Source organism: Achromobacter sp. 2789STDY5608621 (assembly GCF_001299375.1).
In the GTDB taxonomy this organism is placed as follows: domain Bacteria; phylum Pseudomonadota; class Gammaproteobacteria; order Burkholderiales; family Burkholderiaceae_B; genus Achromobacter; species Achromobacter insuavis.
Genome location: NZ_CYTU01000001.1, coordinates 275,025 through 295,754, shown reverse-complemented (window position 1 = coordinate 295,754; position 20,730 = coordinate 275,025). Strand labels below are relative to the sequence as shown.

Genomic DNA, 20,730 nt, shown 5'->3' with positions numbered 1-20,730 from the left:
GCAAGGCGTCCGTACCAACAGAAGACATCACGACAACCCTGGCGTCGAATCCGCCATTTTGCGGGCCCGGCGCCCGCCCAAAGCCGGCTGCCGCGTGAAGATTTGTGAAGATGTTTTGAGTGGATCGGGACTACCATGGACAAACGTCCGCGATGCAGGGGAAACCCCAAATTCCATCGCGCACGCAGAGGGATACAGTGGTAGCGAACCATTGCAGGCATGGAGATCATCATTCCGTTTTCCTGGAGACTTCCCGACGTGTTCGTGCGCTCGCCCGACGGTGTGCTACACCGCGTGGTGCGACACGCCACGACCACGGAAACCATTGCCAAACTCGAGAGCATTCCCAGCAACTACCACCTGGATTGCGAATGCATGCTCGACAATGGTGAAGCCCTGGCCTGGATCGGCGATAATCTGTACCGCCAGGTCAACGGTGGGATCATCTTCACCGCCGAACCCGGCGCCGCGCCGCCCACGGCCGAGGCACGCAAGCACGCCAAGGCCCGCAACACCGTGCGCGATGCCTGCCGTCCCGCTGCGGCGAGCGAATCGCATGCAGTGCGGCAAAACGTCGTACCATCAGCTGTAGCTAGACTAAAAACCGGCAACGATTGGAGCCTGATACGCGCCTGGCGCGAGCACCTGAACATCAGCACCGCTGACATGGCTGCCCGCCTGGGAGTGGATCATTCCATCTACATCGAGTTGGAAAGGCCGCGTCCGCGACCGCGCCAGATCATTCTGGACCGCATCTCGGCCGCGCTGGGTGTCACGCCCGACCAGCTCGATGATTCATCGTTAGGAGGGCATTTCCATTGACGCAGGCCGCATTGGCCTGACCGATGGAGATGTTCGAGCAACTTTGGCGCCGCGTAAGAATGGCCGCGCATGGGGAGGTACCTGAAATGCTCGGAACCGCAAGACGCTTGACTGACGTACTGGCCACGGCCCCCGACGGCACGTTGTATCGCATCGAACGCTTCGTGTCGGATCCCGACGCCTACTCCGCGCTCGGCACTTCCCGCTTCGACCCCAAGGCGCATTGCGTCTGCCGCACCAGCTCGGGCGAAAAAGTCGCCTGGCTCGGCGGCCAGGTCTACCAGCTCCTCAAGACCGGCCTGTGCCTGACGGCGGTGGACCGACGACGCGGCTGAAGCCGCTCAGCGCCGCCCGCCCTTCCCCGTGAACCGCGCCACGACGAATTCCACGAACGTCGTGAGCTTGGGCAACGCCTGCCTGTCCTTCGGGTACAGCAGCGAGACCGGCCGCGCGTCCGGCCAGTACGGCTGCAGGATCGGCGTCAGCTTGCCGGCGCGCACGTCGTCGGCAAGCAGCAGCTCGGGCTGCAGCACGATGCCGAAGCCGGCCAGCGCCGCCTGCCTGAGCGCCTGGCCGTTGTTCGAGACGAAGCGGCTGGTCGGCGGATAGTCGGCCTGCGCGCCCTCGCCATCGGCCAGCCGCCAGCCGGTGCGGCGGCTCCAGTACGAGAAATCCAGGCACTGGTGCCGCGCCAGATCGGCCGGCGTCTCGGGCGTGCCGTGGCGCGCCAGGTAGGCCGGCGCGGCGCAGATGATCATCTGGTAGCGGCCGATGGCGCGCGCCACTAGGCCGGAATCGCGCGGCTCGCCGATGCGCACCGCCAGGTCGTAGCGCGACGCCACCAGATCCTCGACCGCATCGCTCAAGGCCAGCTCGACGCTGACGTCCGGATAACGATCCAGGTAGTCGGCGATCGCCGGCGCCAAGGCGAACGACCCGAACGACACCGTCGACGTGATCCGCAGATTGCCACGCGGCGCCACCCGCAGCGCCTCGGCGCCCTGCTCCGCGTCGCGGATGTCGGCCAGGATCTCCTTGCAGCGCGCGTAGTACGCCTGGCCCGCCTCGGTCAGGCTCTGGCGCCGCGTGGTGCGGTTCATCAGCCGCAGTCCCAGCCGCGCCTCCAGGCCCTTGATGTGCTTGGCCGCCATGGCCGCGGACATCTCGTGGCGCGTGGCCGCCGCCGTCAGGCTGCCCAACTCGACCACCGCCACGAAGATCTCCATGCTGAGCAGACGATCCATGAATTACGCACCCTGGGTATGAAGTGTTCCAACCATTCCCGGATTTTTCCACAGGAATGGACATCGCAGAATGCCTTCATGCGCTGGCGTCCATGCCGCGCGCCCCACATCAAATCCAGGAGTTCCCATGAAAATCGCACTTATCGGCGCCAGCGGCACCATCGGCCGCGCCGTCGCCCACGAACTGGGCCAGCGCCACGAGATCATCGCCGTCGGCAAGACCCAGGGCCAGTACCAGGTCGACATCACGCGCAGCGACAGCATCCGCGGCCTGTTCGAACGCATCGGCAAGGTCGACGCCATCGTCTCCACCGCCGGCGCGCTGCACTTCGGCCCGTTGGCCGAGATGACCGCCGAACAGTTCAAGATCGGCCTGCACGACAAGCTGCTGGGCCAGGTCGACCTGGCGCTGATCGGCCAGCACTACCTGAACCAGGGCGGCTCGATCACGCTGACCAGCGGCATCGTCAGCGACGAGCCGATCCGCTTCGGCGCCAACGCCTCGGCCGTCAACTCGGCGATCGATGGTTTCGTGCGCGGCGCGGCGGTGGAACTGCAAGGCGCACGCATCAACTCGGTCAGCCCGACCGTGCTGCAGGAATCGTGGGAAGGCTACGGCCCCTACTTCCTGGGCTTCGAGGCCGCGCCCGCCCAACGCGTGGCGCTGGCCTACAGCCGCAGCGTCGAAGGCGCGCAGACCGGCCGCGTGTATCGCGTCTGGTAAGGCGCGCGCCCCATGGCCGGCAAGGCCGGCCCTACTCCGCCTGCGCCGCCAGATGGCGGTTGTAGGTGAGGAACACCTGATCCTGTTCCCAGCCCAGGGATTCGTACAGGGCCTGCGCCGGCAGGTTGGTCCTGGCGGTGGTCAGATCCATGCGGGCGTAGCCGCCGGCGCGGGCATGCGCCTCGGCCTGCCGCAGCAAGGCGCGGCCGGCGCCGCTCTTGCGCGCCCGCGGCGCCACGAACAGGTCGTACAGCACGTAGATGGGCGCGGCGATCACCGAGCAGAACGACGGATAGAGCTGGCAGAAACCCAGCGCGACGCCGTCGGCGTCCTCGGCCAGCAGGATCACCGACTCCTTGCGCGCCAACCGCGCCTGCACGAAGGCCAGCGCGGCCGCCGGATCGGCCGGCTGCGCGTAGAACTGGCGATAGGCGTCAAACAGCGGCGCAACGCGCGCGGCGTCGCCCTCGCAGGCAAGTCTGATCTCGATGCGGCTCATGGCGTCTGTGCAAATAAGCGAATGTACACTCAGCGCATCCTCGGGAGAACCGCATGCGCTACACCATGATGCTCGCCTGCGTGGCCGCCGCCACGCTCACCTCCGCCTGCACGTCGCGGCAGGCCTACGACACCGGCCAGGCCTGGCAACGCAATGAATGCGGCAGGATCACCGACATGCAGGAACGCCAGCGCTGCATGGGCTCGGCATCCACGTCCTACGACACCTATCAGCGCCAGCGGCAGGACATCCAGAAATAGGCCGTCGACGCCTGGCGTCGCCCCATCGCGGGGCAGGCCGACAATCGACATATCGATACATCGACCCGCCGACACGCCGAAAACAACCGGCGCGCTGAAAATGAAAAAGCCCGGCGCGTGGCCGGGCTTTCTCTTTATCGAATGAGGTGGCGCGCCCGGCAGGATTCGAACCTACGACCCCCTGGTTCGTAGCCAGGTACTCTATCCAGCTGAGCTACGGGCGCGCTAAAGAGGCGTGTTTATAACATGGATTCGTGACAGTCCGCAAATCGAGGGCGGGCCCGGCGCATCCCGCACGGCTTGCGCCAGATCAATCGCCGCGATCGCCCATGGCGTTACGCTGGATTCAGCGAGCATGGAGACATCGGCATGGCCAAGAAATTTCCCCTGCACCCCAAACACCCCGAACGCATCTGCTGGGGCTGCGACCGCTATTGTTCCACCGACGAGCTGGCCTGTGGCAACGGCTCGGATCGCACCATGCATCCGGCCGAACTGCTGGGCGACGACTGGTACACCGTGGGCAACTGGGGGCTGGAAGAGGACGACATCGCCGCCGATGCCAAGCGCGGAACCGCCGCTCCGGCCACCGCGGATGCGAGCGCCAATGCCCTGCGCTGATCCCATCACCATGGAGTGAGCCCGATCACCGCGCAATCACCACGCCGCCAAAGAAAACCTGCGCAAAAAGCAAAAAGGCCTTCGATCCAGGATCAAAGGCCTTCTCATTTTCGCCGCGCATTTGATTGCGCCACCTACTGCATTATTGCCTGCATTTTTTACCGATTTTTCTTACCCATCAGATGATTCCATCCAAATGAGTTGGCGCGCCCGGCAGGATTCGAACCTACGACCCCCTGGTTCGTAGCCAGGTACTCTATCCAGCTGAGCTACGGGCGCTCCGGTAAAGAGGCAAGATTATATCAGAATAATTTCGCCACTGCACTGCACTTGCCTTTTTACTCAAGCGCTCGACTTGAGTATTCCATTGTATTTTTCCTTTCCCTTCCCGAAGGCAGGTCGTGGTCAACACAATGGCGCGCCCGGCAGGATTCGAACCTACGACCCCCTGGTTCGTAGCCAGGTACTCTATCCAGCTGAGCTACGGGCGCGTTAAAAAGCAAGCCTTGAATCATAGCGTTGTTTCGCAAACCGTGCAAGTCGATTGCCGGGCATTGCTCAAGCCGTTTACTCGCTCAGCCTCACGGCGGCATCGGCGGCAAGGCCATCGGCAACCACTCTCATTCTCATTGACTGGCGGTCAGTCATTATTTATAGTTCTCTCACCCCCGCACGCCGCCCGCGCGCCCACTGCCCCTCCCGCCATCATGATCGCTCCCTTTGCCTCGATTCCGGCCGCCACCGGCGAACGCGTCGCGCCGCTGCCGGCGGGTCCGTTGCGTCCCGGCCCCCTGCCCGCCGGCGCGCTCACGGTAGTGCTGGGGACCGCCGCCTCGGGCAAGACGCGCCTGCTGTCCCGCATCGCGCGCGATCTGGCGGATGCGGATGTCGCCACCCGCGTCATCATGGTGGAGCGGCATGCCGCCGCGGTGCCGTCGTTGCGCGTCTTCGAAGCCCTGCTGCTGGCGCACAAGCAAGGCGACCGCTGGGCGGTGGGCACGCGGGAAATCCAGGCGGTCCGCGCCTGCCTGCGGCTGGTCGGGCTGGCGCAGGCCGCTGACGGGCTGGTGGAGCAACTCGATGCCGAGGCGCGCCAGCGCCTGCTGATCGCGCACGCCCTGATCCGCCAGCCCGACGCGCTGCTGATGGATGAGCCCGAGCGCAAGCTGGCGCCACGCCATCAGGCCGACATCGCGCTGCTGCTGCGGCGCATCGCCGCCGAACACGGGTTGCGCGCCGTCGTCGCCCTGGCGGACGCCGCCACCGCGTTGCAAGTGGCCGACAGATTGCTGCTGATGCGCGACGGGCGCCTTGTGGCCACCGGATCGCCGGCGCAGTTGCGGGCCCTGGCCCGGGCCGGCGATATCGACGCGGCGTGGCTGCCGTCCTGAAAAACCGCGGCGGCTACACGGCCACGCCGAGCATGCGCAGATAGGCGTCGGCAATGCCGCGCGCGAAATCGGTGGGGTCCGACAGCTTCGACAGGATCGCGTCGTCGGTGGCGCAGTGCACGCCGGCGTAGATCAACAGCGACATCATGCGCGGATTGTCCACGCGCCAGGCGCCGGCCTCGGCCCCGGCCTGCAGGATGCCGTGCAGCTGCCTGACCACGTCGTTGCCGGTGTGCCCTTCGCGCGCGTGATGATGCTGGTGCGTGAACACGATGTCGTGCACCCGGTAGGTGCGCAGATAGGTCGCGACGTTGGCATGCACCCATGCGCGCAGCTTCCCGATCCAGTCATCCGCCTCGCAAGCCGCGATCGCGCCTTCCAGTTGCGCGACGAATTCGCGCACGTAGCGCTCGGCCAGCGCCTGCAGCATTTCGTGCTTGGACGGGAAGTAGACGTAGAACGTGCCCTTGGCCACGCCCGCCGCTTCGGTGATCTCGCTGATGGTGGTGGCGTCGACCCCTTTTTCCAGGAACAGCGCCTGCGCCGCGCCCATCAATTCATCCAGGCGGACCTCGGGCGGCTTGGTGCGAGGCGACGCCTGGCGCGCGGATTCACCTGCGGAACGGTCGGTCATTGCTTTCACTCGGATTTCAGCCATGGCACAAGTCTAAGGGAATTTTGCGGGAGTCTCCCTGGCGTACAGCTTGCCGACAGCCGATGGTCACATTGATACAACGTCGCAAACCTAGGCTACTCGCCGTGAATGCCGGCTGTCATCCGGCAACCCTCGTGGCGCCATGACAGGGCGCCACCCTCTCCGCAAGGTCTACAACCATGTCTGAAAAAGAAAAGAGCGCGAACGCGCAGGCTGCCGCGACGTCGACGGCTGCCGATCACGCTGACGCCGATACTCCCGTCCGCGCCACCCGCCGGGGGTTCCTGACCGGCATCGCCGCGCTCGGCGCCAGCGCCGCCGCCATGGGCGCGCTGGCCGGCTGTTCCAATGGCGACAGCGACGATGACGACAACACCCCCGCCCCCGCTCCCGCGCCCGACCTGACGACGCAACTGCGCAAGAACGTCAAGACGCTGGTCGTGATCTTCGCGGAAAACCGCAGCTTCAACAACCTGTTCTCCAACTTCCCCGGCGTCGAAAAGCCGCTGTCCGCGCTGACCGCCGCCGACTACACCCAGAAGGACCGCGACGGCACGACGCTGTCGGTGCTGCCGCCGGTGTGGGGCGGCATGGTGCCGACCTCGCAGCAGGCCAACCACGTCACCTACCAGGTCGCCGAGAACGCGCCCTACATGAACAACCTGCCCAACGCGCCGTTCGACCTGCTCGGCCCGCAAGGCGAGCCGCTGCCGCAAGGCGTGGTCACGCGCGACCTGTGGCACGTGTTCTACCAGAACCAGATGCAGATCAACGGCGGCAAGAACGACCGCTTCGTCGCCTGGGCCGACTCCGGCGCGCTGGTCATGGGCCGCTACAGCGACTCCGCCTACAACCTGCGCCTGTGGAAGCTGGCCCAGGAATTCGTGCTGTGCGACAACTTCTTCCAGGGCGCGTTCGGCGGTTCGTTCCTGAACCACCAATACCTGGTCGCCGGCCGTCCGCCGTTCTATCCGGACCTGGCCAACGCCTCGATCAACGTGCGCGGCCAGATCGCCCAGCTGCAGAGCGCCGATCCGACCGACCCCAACCTGCAACCCAAGCCGACCTCGCCGGCCAGCGCGCTCACCGGCGCGCCGCAGTTCGGCGCCAGCGCCCTGACGCCGGACGGCTACGGCGTGAACACCATGGGCCCTCCGTACTGGCCCGCGTTCTCGCGCGATGCCGCCAACCCCACCCAGGCCGATCCGACCTCGGTGTTCATGCTGCCGCAGACGCACAACAACATCGGCGACCTGATGACCGCCAAGGGCCTGGACTGGGCCTGGTACGCGGGCGGCTGGCAGGCGGCGATCGACTCGACCGCCAGCACCGGCTTCCCCTCGTCGCCCAACTTCCAGGCGCACCACCAGCCCTTCAACTACTTCCAGAGCACCGGTCCCGGCACCGCCGCGCGCACCGCGCACCTGCGTGACGGCGGCCTCGGCGATCTGTCGTCGACCAACAAGTTCCTGGCCGATGCCGAAGCCGGCAAGCTTCCCCCGCTGACGTTCTACAAGCCGCAGGGCAATCTGAACATGCACGCGGGCTACGCCGACGTCGATTCCGGCGACCGCCACATCGCCCACATCGTCGACAGCCTGCGCAAGAGCTCGCAGTGGGACAACATGGTGGTCGTGATCACCGTGGACGAGAACGGCGGCTGGTGGGACCACGTGGCGCCGCCCAAGGGCGACCGCTGGGGCCCCGGCACGCGCATTCCCGCGCTGGTGGTGTCGCCCTTCGCCAAGAAGGGCACTGTCGACCACACCATCTACGACACCGGCTCGATCCTGCGCCTGGCCACCCGCCTGTTCGACCTGCCGACGCTCGACGGCCTGAAGGCGCGCGACGACGCCATGACCGCGCGCGGCCAGAAGCCGATGGGTGACCTGACCAACGCGCTGACCTTCAGCGCCTGATCGCCGCCGCCGACGGCGGCCGCGTTCTCCGAGGGCCGGCCGGGCAGGGATGCCCGGCCGGCCCTCGGCCCTTCCGACAGTCCCGGAAGCGCGCCCGGCGCCGCCGCGACCCGCCGCCATGCGAAAATCCGCCATCCCCTTTCTGGATGGCTCCGTCTTGAAACACCTGCTGGCCGGCCTGGACCGGCTCGATGACTTCGACGACATCATCGACGTGCGCACGCCGCTCGAATATGCCGATGACCACATCCCCGGCGCCCTGAACGCGCCGGTGTTCAGCAATGAGGAACGCGCCCGGGTCGGCACGCTGTACCGCCAGGCGCCGTTCGAGGCCACCCGCCTGGGCGCCGCCCTGGCCGCGCGCAACATCGCCAACCATCTCGACACCACCTTCGCCGGCCGTCCGCAAAGCTGGCGCCCGCTGGTGTATTGCTGGCGCGGCGGCAAGCGCTCGGGCTCCATGACGGTGATGTTCAACATGATCGGCTGGCGCGCGCGCCAGCTCGACGGCGGCTACAAGACCTATCGCCGCGCCACCCTCGAGGCCCTGGACGCCCTGCCCGCCGGGCTGCGCTTCGTGGTGCTGACCGGCCCCACCGGCAGCGGCAAGACGCGGCTGCTGCACGCGCTGGCGCAGGCCGGCGCGCAGACGCTCGACCTGGAAGCGCTGGCGGCGCACCGCGGCTCGCTGCTGGGCGCCCGGCCGGGCGTGCCGCAACCGACGCAGAAGGGCTTCGACACGCAACTGGCGGCGCGGCTGCGCGCGCTGGACGCGGCCCGGCCCGTGTTCGTCGAGGCCGAGAGCCGCAAGATCGGCGCGGTGGCGCTGCCCGACACGCTGCTGGCCGCCCTGCACCAGGGCGCCTGCATTGCCGTCAGCGCCAGCCGCGAAGACCGCGCGCAGTTCCTGCAGCAGGACTACGCGCAACTGTTCGACGATCCGGCCGGCTTCAAGTCGCAGCTGCAACGCCTGGTCGGGCTGCACAGCCGCGACACCGTCGGCGGCTGGCTGCGGCTGGTCGACGAAGGCCGCCGCACCGAACTGGCGCGCGAGCTCATCGACCGCCACTACGACCCGGCCTACGCCCGCAGCAGCCAGACGCACTTCACCCGCCTGCCGCAGGCGCTGCCGGTGGTGTTCCGCCCCAACGACAATGACGTCGTGGCGCAGGCGCGCGCCCTGCTGGACGCGCTGGGCTGAGCGCGACGGCGGCACGATACCCCCCTTTTCCGCGCCTCATTTCGGCGTCTCATTTCGGCGTCTCATTTCGGCGTCTCTTTGCAGCGCCCCTCTTTGCCACCCCTTGCCGCTTGCCGCTACAGCGCCGCCAGCACCGCGCGCAACGCGCCGGCCAGCGCCGTCACCTGCCCGCGCGCAGGATCGGTCAGCCGTTTTCCGGCGCCCAGCCGCGCCTCCGCCGCCTCGGCCTGCTGGTACAGCGCCATCGCCTGGACCGCGCCGAACCCGCCGCGCATCCGGTGCAGCACCGCCTTCAGGTCGCGCAAGTTGCCGGCGGCCAGCGCCCGCTCCAGCCGCGCCAGGTCTTCATTCATGGTCTGCAGGAAGACCTCGCGATACTTGCCGACGAGCGGCGGCGCGCCGGCGGCGGACGCGGCGGCGATGGATGCCACCGCGGCTTCAGATGCGGACGGCGGCGGCGCCGCGACAGCAGGCCCGCCGCGCTGCGCGCGCAGCTCGCTCCACAGCAGGCTCAGCTTGAGCGGCTTGACCAGCCAGCTGCTCATGCCGGCGGCCTTGCAGCGCGCTTCCTCGTCCTTCAGCGCGTTGGCCGTGACCCCGATGATGGGCACCGTCACGCCCTGCGCCCGCAACGCGCTGGCCAGCTCGTAGCCATTCATGCGCGGCATGTTGACGTCGGTCAGCACCGCGTCGAACGGCCCGATGTTCCATTGCGCCAGCGCCTCGGCCCCGTCCGGCGCGAGCGTCACCGCGCACCCCAGCTGCTGCAGCTGGTCGCACATCGTCACCTGGTTGATCGGGTTGTCCTCGGCCACCAGGATCCGCAGGTTCAACGGCGCGTAGTGCTGCGTGGCGGCTTCGCTGGCGGCGGTGGCGGCATCGCCGCTGGCCCAGCGCTCCAGCGCGAAACCAATGCTGTTCAGGTAGTGCCGGTCGGCGCGATGCAACGCCGTGCCGGCGTCGTCATGGCCGCCCGCCGACACCACCGGCCCGTTCCAATCGGTGGGCGCCGCCGCGTCTCCGGCGATATGCACATCCAGCAGCACGCCTTCGCGCGCATCCTCCTGTGGCAGGCTGGCGGGCGCCACGCTCGCCTGCGCGCCCCAGTGCACCAGCCATTCGCACAGGTTCACGCTCAGCTCCCGGCGCGCGCTGCGCACGTAGACACACAGCCCATGCAGCCGCGGCGACGGCCCGGGCGGCGGCTCGGCCCGGTCCAGCTCGATGGCGACCGAGAAACTGCTGCCCAGCCCCGGTTCGCTGGTCACGTGGATGGACGTTCCCATCAAGGCGGCCAACCGCGCGCAGATCGACAGGCCGATGCCCGCGCCGCGCACCAGGTGCGAGCCGCCATCGATCTGGTAGAACGGCTCGAACAGGCAGGCCTGGTCTTCCTCGCGGATGCCGACGCCGCTGTCGACCACCTGGAAATGCAGGCGCGTGCGCGCCGTGCCCGGGCTTTCGGCCCGCAGCCGCACCACCACATGGCCGGAGTCGGTGAACTTGATGGCGTTGTTGACCAGGTTGTTGAGGATCTGCCGGATGCGGCCGCCATCGCCCATCACCCAGGCCGGCGTCGCAGTGTCGATATTGCCGTAGATCACCAGCCCCTTGCGCTCGGCCATCCCGGCGTACGAGGCGACGCAGTTCTGCACCAGCTCGCGCGGATCGAAACCCTCGCGCTGCAACGCCAGCTGTCCCGACTCGATCTTGGTGATGTCGAGGATGTCGCTGATGAGCTGCTGCAGGATCACCGACGAATCCTGGATGCGGTCGACGTGGCGGCGCTGCGCCGCGTTCAGCGACGTCAGCGACAGCACTTCCAGCGTGCCCAGCACGCCATACAGGGGCGTGCGGATTTCATGGCTCATGGTGGCCAGGAAGGTCGATTTGGCCTCGTTGGCGCGGTCGGCCTGCTGCTTGGCCTGCGCCAGCGTCTGCTCCATTTCGGCCCGCGCGCTGATGTCGGCGAAGGCGCACAGCACCACGTCCTGCTTCTTGTAGCGGGTCGGCGCGAACGCGACGAACAGCGTGCGCCCGTCATGCGTGCGGAAGGTCTCGATGGTGCCCGGGCCCGACGCGCCCAGCACCTGGCGCAGCAGCTTGTTGGTCTCGGCCGAATCGCGCAGCTGCTCGCCCACGCCGATGCCCAGCCACTGCGCCGCCAGCGCGTTGCCGAACACGATGCGCCCCTCCAGCCGCGACAGCACGCACAGCGCCACCGGCGCCGTGTCGAGCACGGTGCGGTTGAACTCCTCGCTTTCGACCATGTCGAGATGGGCGACCTCGGCCGGATGGATGACGCGCCGGTTGTACCAGAGCAGGTAGCCGCTGCCAGCGGCCAGCCCCAGGCCGAGCATCAGCAGGACCACGATCGGCAGCCACATGTTGGCGCGAAAGAAGCCGCCATATCCCAGCTGGTAGTAACCGGTCCACTGGCTGTTCTTGTCGGCGATGCGCAGCAGCAGGCCGTCGCGGCCGAAATGGAAGCCCTGCGCGATCACCGGCGGCGCGCCCTCGCCCAGCAGCACCTCGCCGCCCTGGCGCACCAGCCAGAAGCGGTCGAACAACGGCATGTTCCGCACCCGCTCGGAGATGCTGACGCGGCCGCGGCTCAACAGCGACACCGCGTAGACATTGCGCCGCGTGGCGGGCTCGGCGCCGCGCGCGTTCAGGGGCAGCATCACCGGCAGAATGCCGACCATCGCGTCCGGCAGATGCTTGTCGCGCACCCACAGGACGCTGGGGCCCTCGCTGCCCGAGCGGTCCTCGGGGTCGGCCGCGCCCCCCGCCCGCTGCACCGCATCCACCACCGCCAGGAAGGTCTGGCGGGTGAGCGGCTCGTAGCCGGACATGGTGGCGATCGCGGGCACGCTCATGCTGAGCTGCTGGCTCGGGGAAATGACGAACAGCGGCGCCGCCGGATACACCGCCGCGGCCCAGCGGGTGGCATAGAAGTCCGACAGGTAATCGCCGATGCCATTGAACACGCCGCCGGCCACCGGGCAGGCGTCCGGGCTCTGGCACAACAGCGAAAACGGCATCGCCGCGAGCGCGTGCTGGCCGTCGTAGAACGCCCAGGAGCCGCGCTCGAAACCCGAGGTCTCGCTGACCCGCGTCGGCGCCACCAGCCGCCGCCCGTCGGGATTGAGGCCTTGCGCATACAGCCCCTGCAGCACGGTCTCGTGGGCGTGGACATAGCCCACCAGCACGGTGAAATCGGTGCGCAGCTTTTCCTCTTCCTGCTGCAGGATGCGCTGGCCCCCCCAGTAAAGCACGCCGGCCAGCACCAGCAACAAGGGCAGGATGCCGAATAGCACGATGTTCAATCGGCGCGATGCGCGGATCACTCTTATCAACGGTGTGTCCAGTTTCATGGATGCGTCATTGCCCGGACCCGCGTGAGCCATTGCGCGCCATGCACCGGACGTGGACCGGCTCATGCGGATCGCGGGGATTCACGGGAGGAATCGGGAGGTTGGAAAGGGGCTGCGCGCCCAGCAGCGCACTGAACGCCGTCGGGTGCACCGCGGGCGAGATCAGGAAGCCCTGCGCGCAATCGCAGCCGATGCGTCGCAGCAATTGCCGTTCTTCCTCGGTCTCGACGCCTTCGGCGGTGACCCGCAGCCCCAGTTGCCGTCCAAGCTGCGCCGCGGACCGCAACGCGGCCGCGCGGGCCTCGTCGCCGGGTGCCCCGTGGACGAAGGCGCGGTCGATCTTCAATTCGGTGAAAGGCGTCGAGATCAGGCTGTAGAGCGAGCTGTAGCCCTTGCCGAAATCGTCCTGCGCCAGGCCGAAGCCCTGCAGCCGCAGCCGGCTGGCGCCCATATGATAATTGCCCGGCGCCACCGTCATGTCGTCTTCCAGCAGTTCGAAGGTGATGTCCTCGGCGGCCAGGCCCTGCCCGACGACCCGCTGCAGCAATTCATCCGGCAGTCGCGGCCGGTCCAGCAGCCGCACCGGCAGGTTGATCGACACCGGAATGCGAAAGCCGGCGCGGCGCCAGGCGCCACTGGCCGCGAGACTGTCGTCGACCATGCGGATCAGCAGTTCGTGCTCCAGGCCGTGGCGGCGCACCGCCGGCAGGAACGCGCCCGGCAGCAACAGGCCCTGGTCGCGATGGCGCCAGCGCGCCAGCGCCTCGGCCCCGACGATGGCGCCGGACGCCAGCGACTGCTTGGGCTGGAACCAGGCCTGGATGGCGCCGTCGCGCAAGGCCGCCGCCACCTCGTCGCGCGTCGGCGCGTAGCCCGCGCCATCGGGCCGCGCCGCGGCCCGCCCCGATACCCGGTCGCGCCACTGCGCCGCGATGCCGGCGATCTGTTCGCCCGTGACGGGCTTGACGAAGACGCCGAGCAGCGGCAGGCCGATTTCACGGGCCATCAAGCCGATGCTGTTGGCCAGCGCACGCCCACATCCGGTGACGACCGCCAGCATCGGCGGCTGCGTCAGTCCGGCCAGTTCGCGGATGAACTGCGCGCCGTCCATGCCGGGCATGCGGATGTCCGTCAGCACCAGGTCGTAGTGCGCGTCGCGCAGGCATTCGAGCGCGGCGGCGGCGCTCTCGGCGGTGTCGACGTGGCCGACGCAGGCCTGTCGCAGCAGGTCGCGCAACGACAGGCACTGCAGCGGATGATCGTCCAGGACCAGCGCCCGGCAGGCGGCCAGCGAGGTCATGTCGGCTCCTTCGCGATCCCGTGCAGGGTCTGCGCCAGCACCAGGAAGGGCAGCGGCTTGCCCAGCACCTGGTCCATGCCCGCGGCCAGCCCGCGTTGCGCGATCTCGGCGCTTGAACCCGACGTCAGGCCGATGATCGGGCCGGCGTGGCCCGCGTCGCGCAGCGCCCGCGCCAGCTGGTAGCCGTCCAGGACGGGCATGTTCAGGTCGGTCAGCACCAGGTCGAATGGCTGCGCGCGCCACTGCCGCAGGGCTTCGTCGCCCTGGCTGGCCAGCGTCACCGCGCAGCCCAGGTGTTCCAGCTGCTCGCGCAGGATCCGCTGATTGATGGCGTTGTCCTCGACCACCAGCACCCGCAGCTCCAGCGGGCGCGAGGCTCCCCCCGCCACGCCGGGCGCGCCGGGCTCGGCGCCGTCCTGCGCCATGCGCACGGCGCGGCAGATGCTGACCGGATCGGACGCGCTCGCAACGCCATCGGCCGCGTCGACCATGAAGGCGCCCTGGCTCGCGCCGGGCGCCCACACCCTGACCTGCCTTTGCCGCCATGGCGGCGCTGGCGTTGACGGCGGCCAGGTCCGCACCAGCACCGCGTCCGCCGGCCCGGCGGCATCGCCCGCCTGGCGGTACGGCAGCGCGACCGCGCCGCACGCGCTCAGCCAGCCGCGCACGTTGTCGACCACTTCGGGCACCGCGCCGTCGACATACACCGGCCGCGGCGCCAGCGTGACCGGCGCGGCGCCGACGGCTTCGTCCGCGGCCAGCGTCAGGCAGAACGCGATGCTGGTGCCCAGCCCTTCCTCGCTGACCACCGACAGCCCGCCGCCCATCAGGTCGGACAGGCGCCGGCAGATCGTCAGCCCCAGCCCGGTGCCGCCGCTGTCGCTGCCCTGCCCCGCCGGGACACGGAAATACGGCTCGAACAAGCGCGCGCGGTGGTCCTCGCGGATGCCCGGGCCGGTATCGGCCACCTGGAACCGCAGCCGCACCTGCCCCGGCTCGCCGGTGGCGGCGACGCAGGCGCGCAGCACCACGCGGCCGGCATCGGTGAACTTGACCGCGTTGCTGACCAGATTGTTGAGGATCTGCTGGATGCGCACCGCGTCGCCGCGCAACGTCATCGGCATCCCGACCTCGGTCAGCGCGTACAGGGTCAGCCCCTTGGCCGCGGCGCGCGCCGCGTAATTGGCCACCACCTGCTCGACCAGCTCGGCCGGCGAGAACGCGCCGATCTCCAGTTCCTCGCGGCCCGCCTCGATGCGCGACAGGTCCAGCGTGCCGTTGATGGTGCGCAGCAGCGTCGACGAGGACTGCTGGATCGTGTCCAGGTACTGCCGCTGCGGTGCGCTCAGGCCGCTCATGGCCAGCAGTTCGAGCGTGCCGAGGATGCCGTAGAGCGGCGTGCGGATTTCATGGCTGATGGTGGCGAAGAACATCGCCTTCGATGCGCTGGCCTGGTCGGTGGCCAGCTTGGCCTGGCGCAGCGCGTGCTCGACCTTCTTCTGCGCCGTGATGTCGCTGATGCCGCACAGCACGACGTCCTCGGATTGATAGGTGGTGGCGGCGAACGCCACGTAGGCGCTGCGGCCGTTCTCCAGCGTGCATTCCTCGCCGCCGGTTTCGGCGCCCGCCCGCAGCAGCGTTTCGCGCCAGTGGTCGCGCTCGCCCAGCCATTGGTGCGCGGCGGCGTTCGACAACAGCACGGCGCCATCGGCGCGCCGCAACAGGCACAGCCCGACCGGCGCCACCTCGACGATCTTGCGATTGAGCGCCACGCTGTCCACCAGCGCCGCATATTGCCGCTGCGCCGGCTTCACCAGCCGGTGGCGCAGATGGCGCACCGCCAGCAGCACCGCCAGCAGCAGCGCCAACGCCACCCCGGCGGCCGCCTGGAACGCCGGCGCGCCATCCTCGATCAGGTCGCTGATCGGCACGTAATAGGCCAGCCGCCAACCCGCCTCGCCCACCGACTTGACCAGCACCAGGGTCTGCGGCCACCAGCCCGCGCCGCGCAGGCGGAACGAATCGCGCGACAGGTAGGCCGGCGTCTCCTCGACCCGCGGCGGCAGCTTGCCGCCATGCAGGGCCATGGCGCCGTCGCCGTCATACAGCGCGTAGCTGGCCCCGCCGCTGGCGCACTCCGCCGGGTCCACCACCGCGCCCAGGCCGCCGACCTCGAGTCCGATCCAGGTGCGCTCCTCGCCCGCGACGTCGGCCGGCGTATAGAGGAACAGGCGATTGGCCGGATCCATCGGCGGCCGAAGCCAGACGATCGGCGTGCGGCCGTCCGGCCCCGGCCGCGCGCTGCGCAGCCTTAGCGCCTGCGCCAGCCAGCGGGCGATGTCGGCGGACATCGGCGTGACGCCGCCATCGGCCGGCAGCGCCAGCCGCGCGGCCGCGCCGCCGGACGGCGAAACATAGACCACGTGGGCGCGCAATTGCGCCACGTTGACGCGGTCGCGCGGCGTGAGGATCAACGCCCATTCAAAAGCGCCGCCGGCATCGGCCAGCGGCGCCACCCTGATCTGGCCGGACGGCCCGAGCGTTTGCGGCGTCTGCGACAACGGCAAGCGGCGGCTGTTGCGCACGGTCGAGGCGGCCACGGATCGCAGCAGGGCCTCGCGCTGGTCGAAATACAGCTGGGCGTTGTAGGCGCCGGCATTCATGCGGCGGCGGTACTTCGAGACTTCGGCGGTGAACGCCCCGTAGGCGTACAGCGCGGTCCCCACCAGGATGCAGGCCGCGAGCGCGACGGAGAACAGGTGCAGCAGAAGCATGGACAGTCCAGGCGCCGCCGCCGTCGGGGCTTCCCGGGTACGGGGGTCTAGGATCATGCCGCCGATCATAGAATTCCGTCCTACCGCCAAAACCAAGAATTTTCTCAAAGCCGGCGCGGCGCCGGCCCGCCGCGCGATGAATCGCGCGCGCAAAGAAAAAACCCGCAGAACTTGCGTTCTGCGGGTTTCTTACCAGCCTGGCATGCCAGGCTGGAAATCTGGCGGAGATGGTGGGATTCGAACCCACGATGCAGTTTTTAGCCACATACTCCCTTAGCAGGGGAGCCCCTTCAGCCTCTCGGGCACATCTCCGAAGAGAACGAGATTCTAGCACGACTTTTTACACTATTGCCCGCGCGATGCCGCGGACGTGAAAAAAACCGTGCCGGACCTGCGTCGCTCAGGCCTTGGCGGCGGGCGCCTGGTCCAGGCCGAAGGCCTTGTGCAGCGCGCGCACGCCCAGTTCCATGTACTTGTCGTCGATGATGACCGAGGTCTTGATCTCGCTGGTGCTGATCATCTGGATGTTGATGCTTTCCTGCGAAAGCGTCTGGAACATCAGGCTGGCCACGCCGACGTGCGAGCGCATGCCGATGCCGACGATCGAGACCTTGGCGACCTTCTCGTCGGTCGACAGTTCACGCGCGCCCACGGCGGGGATGACTTCGCGCTTGAGCAGGTCGACGGCGCGCGCGAACTCGTTGCGGTTCACGGTGAACGAGAAATCGGTCGTGCCAGCCACGGACTGGTTCTGCACGATCATGTCGACGTCGATGTTGGCGGCGGCGACAGGGCCCAGGATCGAGAAGGCGATGCCGGGCTTGTCGGGCACGCCCAACAGGGTGATTTTGGCTTCGTCGCGGCTGAAGGCGATGCCGGAGACAACGGCGGCTTCCATTTTTTCGTCTTCCTCAAAAGTAATCAGCGTGCCCGAACGCATTTCTTCGTCGAGCGGGATGAGCGGGTCGGTCAGCGAGGACAGCACCCGCGTCGGCACACGGTATTTGCCGGCGAATTCGACCGAGCGGATCTGCAGGACCTTGGAGCCCAGCGAGGCCATTTCCAGCATTTCCTCGAAGGAAACGACGGCCATGCGGCGCGCTTCGGGCACCACCCGCGGATCGGTCGTGTAGACGCCATCCACATCGGTGTAGATCAGGCATTCATCGGCCTTGAGCGCCGCCGCCACGGCCACGGCCGAGGTGTCGGAGCCGCCGCGGCCCAGGGTGGTGATGTGGCCGTCAGGGTCCACGCCCTGGAAGCCGGTGACGATGACCACGCGGCCGGCGTCGAGGTCGCCGCGGATGCGGGCGTCGTCGATCGAGGTGATGCGGGCCTTGGTGAACGACGAATCGGTGCGCACCGGCACCTGCCAGCCCGCGTAGCTGCGGGCGGCGACGCCTTCGGCTTGCAGCGCGATGGCCAACAGGCCGCTGCTGGCCTGCTCGCCGGTGGCGGCGATCATGTCGAGCTCGCGCGCGTCGGGCTGGGGCGTAATCTCGCGCGCCAGGCCCAGCAGGCGATTGGTTTCGCCTGCCATGGCCGACGGCACCACGACAACCTGGTGGCCGGCAGCGTGCCACTTCGCGACGCGTCGCGCCACGTTCCGGATGCGCTCGACCGAGCCCATCGAAGTACCGCCATATTTATGAACGATCAGGGACATCTCGTACTCTGGCTGGGGACCCGCCGCAAGAGTGTTGACGGGCAAAACCTCATATTCTATCCCGACGGTGAAAATTTGCGCAGGCCATGGAATTTTCTTTCCAGGGAACGGTCGTTTTTTCAGGAAAAATGTCGTTTTGCTGGGGATTTGACCGCGCTGGCCGGCGTTTTTCGCGCGGCGTCAGGGCGCCGGGGCCGGCCGCGGCTCGATCCAGACGCGCCCACGATGGCAGCGCACCACGTGGCCGGCCTGCTCCACCCGCAGCTGGCGGTCATGCCCCAGGCTGTGCAGCCCGCGCAATTGGCGCAGCAGATCGTTCATGCGCGCCTCGGTCGGCATGCGGGCGCCATTGCGTTCGAGCCAGTGGCGCAGCACATGGACCTGGCGCGCCGGCGACAGCTGGCGCCAGGCCGCCAGCGAAAAGCTGACGCCGTCCACATCGGGCTCGAGCGCGGCGAAGTCCTCGCGCGCCACCTCGTCCAGGATCTCGCCGGCCTCGGCCACGTGCCGAGCATGGCGGGCGACGATGCCGCGCCAGCCGGGCCAGCGCGCATCGAGCGCCGGCGCCAGCAGTTCGCGCAGCGCGGCGCGGGTGTAGCGCGGATCGGCGTTGGTCGGGTCCTGCACCGGCTGCCAGCCGCTGGCGTCGGCGAATTGCCGCGCGGCCTGCAGGATCGTCTCGCGGTCCTGCTCCAGCCACGGCCGCAGATAGGCCAGGCCGTCACGCGATGTGAGCGGCGCCATGGCCGCCATGCCGGCCAGCCCGGTGCCGCGCAGCAGGCGCAGCAGGACGGTCTCGGCCTGGTCGTTGCGGTGATGCGCCAGCAGCACCAGGCCGATGCCCTCTTCGTGGGCCAGCCGCGCCAGCGCGGCGTAGCGGGCGTCGCGGGCGGCGGCCTCGATGCCCTTGCCGCCGGCCGCGTCGACCTCGACCCGGGCCTGCCGCAGCGGCAGCCCCAGCAGGCCGGCCAGCGCCTGAACCTGATCGCGCCAGCCGTCGGCGGCGGCCTGCAGGCCATGGTGCACGTGCAGCAGCACCACGCCGGCGCCGAGTTCCCGCGCCACGGCGGCCGCGTGCAGCGCCAGCATGGCCGAATCGGCGCCGCCGCTGACGGCCACGGCGAAACGCCCCGGCGGTTGCGGCAGGGCCTGCAGGGCGCGGCGCAGGGCCGCGATCAGGTCAATCGAGACGGGATGGGGGAAGGCAGTCCCCGCGGCGGATGAAACGGGCGCGGGGGACGGGGATGTCATGGCGGCGGGCGCGGGCCGGTGGCGGCCGCGGCGCCGGCGCAGGCCGGCGCGCGCGCATCGCTCAGGCGCGCACTTCCTGGAAGGCGCCGTAGGACAGCACGCGTTGCACGCGCTGTTCCACGAGCTGCTCGGGCGTCAGGCCCTGCAGCTGGCGCAGGGCGTCGCCCAGCGCGCGGCGCAGCAGGCGCGCCATGACGCGCGGGTCGCGGTGCGCGCCGCCCACGGGTTCGTTGATGACGCGGTCGACCAGGCCCAGGTCCTTCAGGCGCGGGGCGATGATGGCCAGCGCCTCGGCGGCCTCGGGCGCCTTGTCGGCGCTGCGCCACAGGATCGAGGCGCAGCCTTCGGGCGAGATCACCGCGTAGGTGGCGTACTGCAGCATCAGCACCGCGTTGCCCACGGCGATCGCCAGCGCGCCGCCCGAACCGCCTTCACCGATGATGGTGACGATCACGGGCACCTTCAGCTCGGCCATGGCGTACAGGTTGTGGCCGATGGCTTCGGACTGGCCGCGTTCCTCGGCGCCGATGCCGGGATAGGCGCCCGGGGTGTCGACGAAGGTGAACACGGGAATGCCGAACTTCTCGGCCAGGCGCATCAGGCGCAGGGCCTTGCGGTAGCCTTCCGGACGCGGCATGCCGAAGTTGCGCGCGGCGCGCTCCTTGGTGTCGCGGCCCTTCTGGTGGCCGATCACCATGCAGGGCGAGCCGTTGAAGCGCGCCAGGCCGCCCACGATGGACTGGTCGTCGGCGTACATGCGGTCGCCGTGCAGTTCGTGGAAGTCGGTGAAGATTTCGCGCACGTAGTCCAGCGTGTAGGGACGCTGGGGGTGGCGGGCGACCAGCGCCGTCTGCCAAGGCGTGAGCTTGGCGTAGATTTCCTTGGCCAGCGACTGGCTCTTCTGCTGCAGACGTCCGATCTCGTCGGAGATGTCCACCGCCGAATCGGCCTGCACATAGCGCAGCTGCTCGATCTTGTTCTCAAGCTCGGCGAGCGGCTGTTCAAATTCCAGAAATGTATTGCGCA

17 protein-coding genes and 4 tRNA genes are annotated in these 20,730 nt (G+C 68.7%); 8 read left to right on the top strand and 13 right to left on the bottom strand.

The genetic code is table 11. The annotated features are described in order from the left end of the window. Positions 1 to 219 precede the first annotated feature (219 nt). Positions 220 to 822: a helix-turn-helix domain-containing protein gene (locus AOZ53_RS01445; RefSeq protein ID WP_054431489.1), complete on the top strand. Its 603-nt coding sequence runs from the start codon at positions 220 to 222 to the stop codon at positions 820 to 822. 107 nt (positions 823 to 929) lie between these two features. Continuing rightward, positions 930 to 1,157: a hypothetical protein gene (locus tag AOZ53_RS01440; RefSeq protein WP_006390337.1), complete on the top strand. Its 228-nt coding sequence runs from the start codon at positions 930 to 932 to the stop codon at positions 1,155 to 1,157. Positions 1,158 to 1,163: 6 nt separating this feature from the next. Here AOZ53_RS01440 and AOZ53_RS01435 read toward each other — a convergent pair whose 3' ends face one another. After that, complete coding sequence (locus AOZ53_RS01435; protein ID WP_054431490.1) at positions 1,164 to 2,066, bottom strand: LysR family transcriptional regulator; 903 nt, start codon at positions 2,064 to 2,066, stop codon at positions 1,164 to 1,166. A 127-nt stretch (positions 2,067 to 2,193) separates the two neighbouring features. Between AOZ53_RS01435 and AOZ53_RS01430 the strand changes: the two genes are divergently transcribed. After that, complete coding sequence (locus AOZ53_RS01430) at positions 2,194 to 2,790, top strand: short chain dehydrogenase (RefSeq protein ID WP_054474221.1); 597 nt, start codon at positions 2,194 to 2,196, stop codon at positions 2,788 to 2,790. 31 nt (positions 2,791 to 2,821) lie between these two features. On the opposite strand, the gene AOZ53_RS01425 is transcribed toward AOZ53_RS01430, so the two are convergent. Next, a complete protein-coding gene (locus tag AOZ53_RS01425) occupies positions 2,822 to 3,289 on the bottom strand; it encodes a GNAT family N-acetyltransferase (RefSeq protein WP_054474222.1) in 468 nt (155 codons plus the stop codon). 53 nt (positions 3,290 to 3,342) lie between these two features. Here AOZ53_RS01425 and AOZ53_RS01420 point away from each other — a divergent pair, with 53 nt between their 5' ends. Beyond that, a complete protein-coding gene (locus AOZ53_RS01420) occupies positions 3,343 to 3,549 on the top strand; it encodes a hypothetical protein (RefSeq protein WP_054431493.1) in 207 nt (68 codons plus the stop codon). Between the two features lie 147 nt (positions 3,550 to 3,696). Here the strand turns inward: AOZ53_RS01420 and AOZ53_RS01415 are convergent. Then, positions 3,697 to 3,773 (bottom strand) — tRNA-Arg (locus tag AOZ53_RS01415). 145 nt (positions 3,774 to 3,918) lie between these two features. Between AOZ53_RS01415 and AOZ53_RS01410 the strand changes: the two genes are divergently transcribed. Further along, complete coding sequence (locus tag AOZ53_RS01410; RefSeq protein ID WP_054431494.1) at positions 3,919 to 4,170, top strand: DUF3079 domain-containing protein; 252 nt, start codon at positions 3,919 to 3,921, stop codon at positions 4,168 to 4,170. Positions 4,171 to 4,372: 202 nt separating this feature from the next. Here the strand turns inward: AOZ53_RS01410 and AOZ53_RS01405 are convergent. Both AOZ53_RS01405 and AOZ53_RS01400 read right to left on the bottom strand, forming a co-directional pair. Next, positions 4,373 to 4,449, bottom strand: a tRNA-Arg gene (locus AOZ53_RS01405). Positions 4,450 to 4,584: 135 nt separating this feature from the next. After that, positions 4,585 to 4,661, bottom strand: a tRNA-Arg gene (locus AOZ53_RS01400). 216 nt (positions 4,662 to 4,877) lie between these two features. On the opposite strand from AOZ53_RS01400, the gene AOZ53_RS01395 reads away from it, so the two are divergent. Then, positions 4,878 to 5,561 carry an ATP-binding cassette domain-containing protein gene (locus tag AOZ53_RS01395; protein ID WP_054431495.1) on the top strand — a complete coding sequence of 228 codons (684 nt, stop codon included), beginning with the start codon at positions 4,878 to 4,880 and terminating at the stop codon, positions 5,559 to 5,561. A gap of 13 nt (positions 5,562 to 5,574) precedes the next feature. Here AOZ53_RS01395 and AOZ53_RS01390 read toward each other — a convergent pair whose 3' ends face one another. Next, positions 5,575 to 6,195, bottom strand: a complete 621-nt coding sequence (locus tag AOZ53_RS01390) for a TetR/AcrR family transcriptional regulator (protein ID WP_054486651.1) — start codon at positions 6,193 to 6,195, stop codon at positions 5,575 to 5,577. A gap of 200 nt (positions 6,196 to 6,395) precedes the next feature. On the opposite strand from AOZ53_RS01390, the gene acpA reads away from it, so the two are divergent. Then, positions 6,396 to 8,135: an acid phosphatase gene (gene acpA / locus AOZ53_RS01385; RefSeq protein ID WP_054486650.1), complete on the top strand. Its 1,740-nt coding sequence runs from the start codon at positions 6,396 to 6,398 to the stop codon at positions 8,133 to 8,135. Positions 8,136 to 8,292: 157 nt separating this feature from the next. Continuing rightward, entirely contained in the window at positions 8,293 to 9,336 is a 1,044-nt protein-coding gene (gene mnmH, locus AOZ53_RS01380; protein ID WP_054486649.1) for a tRNA 2-selenouridine(34) synthase MnmH, read from the top strand. Between the two features lie 116 nt (positions 9,337 to 9,452). Here the strand turns inward: mnmH and AOZ53_RS01375 are convergent, their stop codons facing one another. From AOZ53_RS01375 to AOZ53_RS34600, 7 genes are all read right to left on the bottom strand, one after another. Continuing rightward, positions 9,453 to 12,656 (bottom strand): hybrid sensor histidine kinase/response regulator, encoded by a 3,204-nt coding sequence (locus AOZ53_RS01375; RefSeq protein WP_231690544.1) that lies wholly within the window; start codon positions 12,654 to 12,656, stop codon positions 9,453 to 9,455. Between the two features lie 64 nt (positions 12,657 to 12,720). After that, on the bottom strand, positions 12,721 to 14,013 hold the full coding sequence (locus AOZ53_RS01370; protein ID WP_054486647.1) for an EAL domain-containing response regulator: 1,293 nt from the start codon (positions 14,011 to 14,013) through the stop codon (positions 12,721 to 12,723). Continuing rightward, entirely contained in the window at positions 14,010 to 16,787 is a 2,778-nt protein-coding gene (locus tag AOZ53_RS01365) for an ATP-binding protein (protein WP_054486646.1), read from the bottom strand. The genes AOZ53_RS01370 and AOZ53_RS01365 overlap by 4 nt, the downstream gene beginning before the upstream one ends. 219 nt (positions 16,788 to 17,006) lie before the next feature. Then, positions 17,007 to 17,099, bottom strand: a tRNA-Ser gene (locus tag AOZ53_RS01360). Positions 17,100 to 17,187: 88 nt separating this feature from the next. Further along, positions 17,188 to 18,453, bottom strand: coding sequence for an aspartate kinase (locus AOZ53_RS01355; RefSeq protein ID WP_054431502.1), 1,266 nt, complete (start codon positions 18,451 to 18,453; stop codon positions 17,188 to 17,190). A gap of 180 nt (positions 18,454 to 18,633) precedes the next feature. Continuing rightward, on the bottom strand, positions 18,634 to 19,620 hold the full coding sequence (gene tilS, locus AOZ53_RS01350; RefSeq protein ID WP_197286434.1) for a tRNA lysidine(34) synthetase TilS: 987 nt from the start codon (positions 19,618 to 19,620) through the stop codon (positions 18,634 to 18,636). A 145-nt stretch (positions 19,621 to 19,765) separates the two neighbouring features. Next, positions 19,766 to 20,730 (bottom strand): acetyl-CoA carboxylase carboxyltransferase subunit alpha (locus AOZ53_RS34600; RefSeq protein ID WP_054486645.1); only part of this gene is annotated, 965 nt, incomplete at its 5' end.